This is a genomic window from Pseudomonas sp. SDO524_S393 (genome assembly GCF_054071875.1).
The window spans coordinates 64,963-71,126 of record NZ_JBSVVZ010000032.1 but is presented as its reverse complement, the minus strand read 5'-3'; the positions used below and the strand labels follow the sequence as shown (position 1 = coordinate 71,126).

The following is a 6,164-nucleotide window of genomic DNA, read 5'->3' as shown; positions in this document are numbered from 1 at the left end:
CATTCAGTGGCTGACACTCCGCATTCGCGGGCAAGCCCGCTCCCACATTTGTTTTGTGGTGTCCATGCAGGGGGTGGATCAGGGGCAAGCCCGCTCACCACACAGGCCCGCTCACTGGGCTGTGTTCCTGCTTTTAAAGCTGCGGGTTGTCTTCCGGGGGCTTGGTCTTGTCCACACCCGGTACATGCAAGTTGCCCTCGACCACCTGGTTGCCTTCCAACTGCGGCTGGGTCACCCAGGTCAGGATGTCGTAGTAGCGCCGGATGTTCGCCACGAAGTGCACCGGCTCGCCGCCCCGGGCGTAGCCGTAGCGGGTCTTGCTGTACCACTGCTTCTGCGACAGGCGCGGGAGCATCTTCTTCACGTCGAGCCACTTGTTCGGGTTCAGGCCCTCGCGCTTGGCCAGGGTGCGCGCGTCATCCAGGTGGCCGGTGCCGACGTTGTAGGCGGCGAGGGCGAACCAGGTGCGATCCGGTTCGGCGATGCTGTCGTCCAGTTCATCCTTGATCTTGGCCAGGTACTTGGCGCCGCCCATGATGCTTTGCCTGGCGTCCAGTCGGTTGGACACGCCCATGGCCTGGGCGGTGTTCTGGGTCAGCATCATCAGGCCGCGCACGCCGGTCTTGGAGGTGACCGCCGGTTGCCACAGGGATTCCTGGTAACCGATGGCGGCGAGCAGGCGCCAGTCGACCTTTTCTTCCTTGGCATAGGCCCGAAAGTGTTTCTCGTATTTGGGCAAACGCTGCTGCAGGTGCTGGGCGAAGGTGTAGGCGCCCACGTAGCCTAGGACATCGACGTGTCCGTAATAACGGTCCTTCAGACGCTGCAGGGTGCCGTTCTTCTCGACCTTGTCCAGGTAGCTGTTGATCTCGTTGAGCAGGCTGTTGTCTTCGCCGGCGGCCACGGCCCAACTCTGGTTGCTGGCGTTGCCCAGGTCGAACGCCACGCGCACGTTGGCGAAGTAGACCTGGTTCATCGCCACTTCGTTGGAGTCCACCAGGGTCAGGTCGATCTGGCCTTCGTCGACCATGCGCAGCAGGTCGACCACCTCAACGGCGTCGGATTCTTCGTATTCGATCGCAGGATTCTGCTTTTTAAGCGCCGCCAGTTGCTCGGCGTGGGTGCTGCCTTTGAGCACCATGATCTTCTTGCCCACCAGGTCCGCCGCGTTCGTCGGACGGGACTGACCGTTGCGATAGATGATCTGCGGTGTCACTTCCAGGTATGGATGGGAGAAGCGTACCTGCTGCTGGCGCTGTTCACTGCTGACCAGGCCGGCGGCGGCGAGGACCGGGCCGTTGGGCTTGCCCAGTTGGCCGAACAGGTCGTCGAGGTTGTCGGCTGTCTCGATTTCCAGCTTGACGCCCAGGTCGTCGGCAAACCGTTTGACCAGTTCGTACTCGAAGCCGGTTTCACCGTTGCGGTCCTGGAAATACGTGGCCGGACTGTTCCGGGTAATCACCCGCAACACGCCATCCTCCTTGATTCGCTCGAGCGTGCTGGGTTTATCAACACAGGCGCTGAGCATCAGGAAGAGTCCGGTAGCGATGAGCCATTTGGCGCACCGCGGGCGCAAAGCAGTTGGGGAGAACATCTGCGCAGTATACGCAAACGGCCCACGGCGCCATATCTCGACAGCGTGGGACTTGTCTGCTAGCGCCGCCAAAACTGTGCTGCAGCCCGCAGAAACGGGGCTTGGCGAGCGATTGTGACGGTTAAAATAACTGCCCGGAATACCCCGGATGGCCCTCCGCCAGCGGTGTAATCCGGCCAACTGACGTCCGGCGACGGCCAGCGGTGCCGTTTCGGGTGCCGTTGGCGGCGGTTTACGCTAGAATGCACGGCCTCAAAGCACACCCCCTTCCCGAGGCTGTCCCGAAGATGTTGATCCTGCGCGGCGCTCCTGCCCTTTCTGCCTTTCGCCACAGCAAACTCCTTGAGCAACTGAGCCAGAAGGTTCCAGCTGTTACAGGCCTGTACGCTGAATTTGCTCACTTCGCCGACGTTACCGGCGCATTGACCGCTGATGAGCAGCAAGTGCTGGCACGCCTTCTGAAGTACGGTCCCAGCGTTCCTGTTCAAGAGCCGACTGGCCGGCTGTTTCTGGTTCTGCCGCGGTTCGGCACCATCTCGCCCTGGTCGAGCAAGGCCAGCGACATCGCCCGTAACTGCGGCCTGGAAAAAATCCAGCGTCTGGAGCGCGGTATCGCCTTCTATGTCGCTGGCCAGTTCAGCGAAGCCGAGGCCGAGCTGATCGCCAGCAGCCTGCATGACCGCATGACCCAGATCATCGTCGGCCAGCTGGAACAGGCTGCCGGCCTGTTCAGCCATGCCGAACCCAAGCCGCTCACCGCCATCGACGTGCTGGGCGGTGGCCGCGCCGCCCTCGAGAAGGCCAACACCGAACTGGGCCTGGCCCTAGCCGAAGACGAGATCGACTACCTGGTCAACGCTTTCAACGGCCTCAAGCGCAACCCGCACGACATCGAACTGATGATGTTCGCCCAGGCCAACTCCGAGCACTGCCGTCACAAGATCTTCAACGCCAGCTGGGACATCGACGGCGAAAGCCAGGAAAAAAGCCTGTTCGGCATGATCAAGAACACCTACGTGATGCACAGCGAAGGTGTTCTGTCGGCTTATAAAGACAACGCCTCGGTGATCGTCGGCAACGTCGCCGGTCGTTTCTTCCCGGACCCCGAAACCCGCCAGTACGGCGCGGTGCAGGAGCCGGTGCACATCCTGATGAAGGTCGAGACCCACAACCACCCGACCGCGATTGCTCCGTTCCCGGGCGCCGCCACCGGTTCCGGCGGCGAAATCCGTGACGAAGGTGCCACCGGCCGTGGCGCCAAGCCAAAGGCGGGCCTCACCGGTTTCACCGTGTCCAACCTGCAGATCCCGGGCTTCGAACAGCCTTGGGAAGTGCCGTACGGCAAGCCCGAGCGCATCGTGACTGCGCTGGACATCATGATCGAAGGCCCGCTGGGCGGCGCCGCGTTCAACAACGAATTCGGGCGTCCGGCCCTCACCGGCTATTTCCGTACCTTCGAACAGTCCATCACCACCCCCCGTGGCGATGAAGTGCGCGGCTACCACAAGCCGATCATGCTGGCCGGCGGCATGGGCAACATCCGTGAAGAACACGTCAAGAAAGGCGAGATCGTGGTCGGTTCCAAGCTGATCGTGCTCGGCGGCCCGGCGATGTTGATCGGTCTGGGCGGCGGCGCGGCTTCCTCCATGGCCACCGGCACCAGCTCGGCGGACCTGGACTTCGCTTCCGTACAGCGCGAAAACCCGGAAATGGAGCGTCGCTGCCAGGAAGTCATCGACCGTTGCTGGCAACTGGGTGACAAGAACCCGATCAGCTTTATCCACGACGTCGGCGCTGGTGGCCTGTCCAACGCCTTCCCGGAACTGGTCAACGATGGCGACCGCGGTGGCCGTTTCGAACTGCGCAACATTCCAAACGACGAGCCGGGCATGGCCCCGCACGAAATCTGGAGCAACGAATCCCAGGAACGCTACGTTCTGGCCGTGGGCCCTGAAGACTTCGCACGCTTCCAGGCCATCTGCGAACGCGAGCGCTGCCCGTTCGCCGTGGTCGGCGAAGCCACTGCCGAGCCACAACTGACGGTCACGGACAGCCACTTCGGCAACAGCCCGGTGGACATGCCGCTGGAAGTGCTGCTGGGCAAGGCACCGCGCATGCACCGTTCGGCCAAGCGTGAAGCCGAGCTGGGTGATGATTTCGACCCAAGCCAGCTGGAACTGGCCGACAGCATCGAGCGCGTGCTGCACCACCCGGCCGTGGCGAGCAAAAGCTTCCTGATCACCATCGGCGACCGCACCATCACCGGCCTGGTGGCCCGTGACCAAATGGTGGGGCCATGGCAAGTACCGGTGGCCGACGTCGCCGTCACCGCCACCAGCTTCGATGTGTACACCGGTGAAGCCATGGCCATGGGCGAGCGTACGCCGCTGGCTCTGCTGGACGCTCCGGCGTCGGGCCGCATGGCCATCGGTGAAACCCTCACCAACCTGGCCGCATCGCGCATTGGCAAACTGTCCGACATCAAACTGTCGGCCAACTGGATGTCCGCCGCCGGTCACCCGGGTGAAGACGCCCGTCTGTACGACACCGTGAAAGCGGTCGGCATGGAACTGTGCCCTGAGCTGGGCCTGACCATCCCCGTGGGCAAGGACTCCATGTCCATGGCCACCCGCTGGAAAGAAGACGGTTCGGACAAGAACGTCACCTCGCCGCTGTCGCTGATCGTCACCGGTTTCGCACCGGTCACCGACATCCGCCAGACCCTCACCCCGCAACTGCGCATGGACAAGGGCACCACCGATCTGATCCTGATCGACCTGGGCCGTGGCCAGAACCGCATGGGCGCGTCCATCCTGGCGCAAACCCATGGCAAGCTCGGCAAGCAAGCGCCGGACGTCGATGACGCCGAAGACCTGAAAGCCTTCTTCGCCGTGATCCAGGGCCTCAATGCCGACGGCCATTTGCTGGCTTACCACGACCGTTCCGACGGTGGTCTGCTGACCAGCGTGGTCGAAATGGCCTTCGCCGGTCACTGCGGCCTGAACATCGTGCTCGACAGCGTTGCCGAGGATGCTGCCGAGATCAACGGCATTCTGTTCAACGAAGAACTGGGCGCGGTGATTCAGGTTCGCCAGGACGCCACCCCGGATGTGCTCGCACAATTCAGCGCCGCTGGCCTGGGTGACTGCGTAGCGGTGATCGGCCAGCCGATCAACAACGGTGAAATCAACATCGTGTTCAACGGCGACACCGTGTTCGAAGGCCAGCGCCGTCTGCTGCAACGCCAGTGGGCCGAGACCAGCTACCAGATCCAGCGCCTGCGTGACAACGCCGACTGCGCCGAGCAGGAGTTCGACGTGATCCTGGAGGAAGACAACCCGGGCCTGAGCACCAAGCTCAGCTTCGACGTCAACCAGGACATCGCCGCGCCTTACATCAAGAAAGGCATTCGCCCACAGGTTGCCGTGCTGCGTGAGCAGGGCGTCAACGGCCAGGTGGAAATGGCGGCGGCGTTCGACCGTGCCGGCTTTAATGCGATTGACGTGCACATGAGCGACATCCTCGCCGGTCGCGTTGACCTCAACGAATTCAAAGGCCTGGTGGCCTGTGGTGGTTTCTCCTACGGCGACGTGCTGGGTGCCGGTGAAGGCTGGGCCAAATCGGCCCTGTTCAACAGCCGTGCCCGCGACGCGTTCCAGGGCTTCTTCGAGCGCAACGACAGCTTCACCCTGGGTGTGTGCAACGGTTGCCAGATGATGTCCAACCTTCACGAGCTGATCCCGGGCAGCGAGTTCTGGCCGCACTTCGTGCGCAACCGGTCCGAGCAGTTCGAAGCCCGAGTCGCCATGGTGCAGGTGCAGGAGTCCAACTCGATCTTCCTGCAAGGCATGGCCGGTTCGCGCATGCCGATCGCCATCGCCCACGGTGAAGGCCATGCCGAGTTCGAAAGCGAAGAAGCGTTGCTGGAAGCCGACCTGTCCGGCTGCGTGGCCATGCGTTTCGTCGACAACCACGGCAAGGTCACCGAGACCTACCCGGCCAACCCGAACGGCTCGCCGCGCGGGATCACCGGCCTCACCAGCCGCGACGGTCGCGTCACCATCATGATGCCGCACCCGGAGCGCGTATTCCGCGCCGTACAGAACTCGTGGCGTCCGGAAGAGTGGAACGAAGACGGCGCCTGGATGCGCATGTTCCGCAACGCCCGCGTGTGGGTGAACTAAGACGGTGTACAAGCTCGCCTTCTTCGTACCCGACAGCCATGTGGAGACGGTGAAAACCGCCGTCTTCGCTGCTGGCGGCGGGCGCATCGGCAATTACGACAGCTGCGCCTGGCAAGTGCTGGGCCAGGGCCAATTCCGCGCGATGGACGGCAGCCAGCCGTTTCTCGGGCAGGTGGGCCAGGTTGAAGTGGTTGAAGAGTGGAAGGTGGAGTTGGTGGTGGCGGATGAGTTGATCGTGGCTGTTGTGGCTGCGCTCAAACTCAGTCACCCGTACGAGACACCGGCGTATGAGGTGTGGCAGTTGGCGGACTTTTGATTCGACGGCTGTGAAAACAGGAAACCCGCTGGGCCAGTTTGGTCAGCGGGTTTTTTGTTGCCTGTGAGGG

The 6,164-nt window shown here is 62.8% G+C and carries 3 protein-coding genes; 2 read left to right on the top strand and 1 reads right to left on the bottom strand.

The genetic code is table 11. The features are described 5' to 3' along the window. Positions 1 to 133 precede the first annotated feature (133 nt). Positions 134 to 1,594 (bottom strand): membrane-bound lytic murein transglycosylase MltF, encoded by a 1,461-nt coding sequence (mltF, locus tag ACW9IB_RS16040; protein ID WP_457366126.1) that lies wholly within the window; start codon positions 1,592 to 1,594, stop codon positions 134 to 136. A 287-nt stretch (positions 1,595 to 1,881) separates the two neighbouring features. On the opposite strand from mltF, the gene purL reads away from it, so the two are divergent. Then, positions 1,882 to 5,778, top strand: coding sequence for a phosphoribosylformylglycinamidine synthase (gene purL / locus ACW9IB_RS16035; protein WP_457414411.1), 3,897 nt, complete (start codon positions 1,882 to 1,884; stop codon positions 5,776 to 5,778). Between the two features lie 4 nt (positions 5,779 to 5,782). After that, positions 5,783 to 6,094: an NGG1p interacting factor NIF3 gene (locus tag ACW9IB_RS16030; protein WP_457414410.1), complete on the top strand. Its 312-nt coding sequence runs from the start codon at positions 5,783 to 5,785 to the stop codon at positions 6,092 to 6,094. Positions 6,095 to 6,164 lie beyond the last annotated feature (70 nt).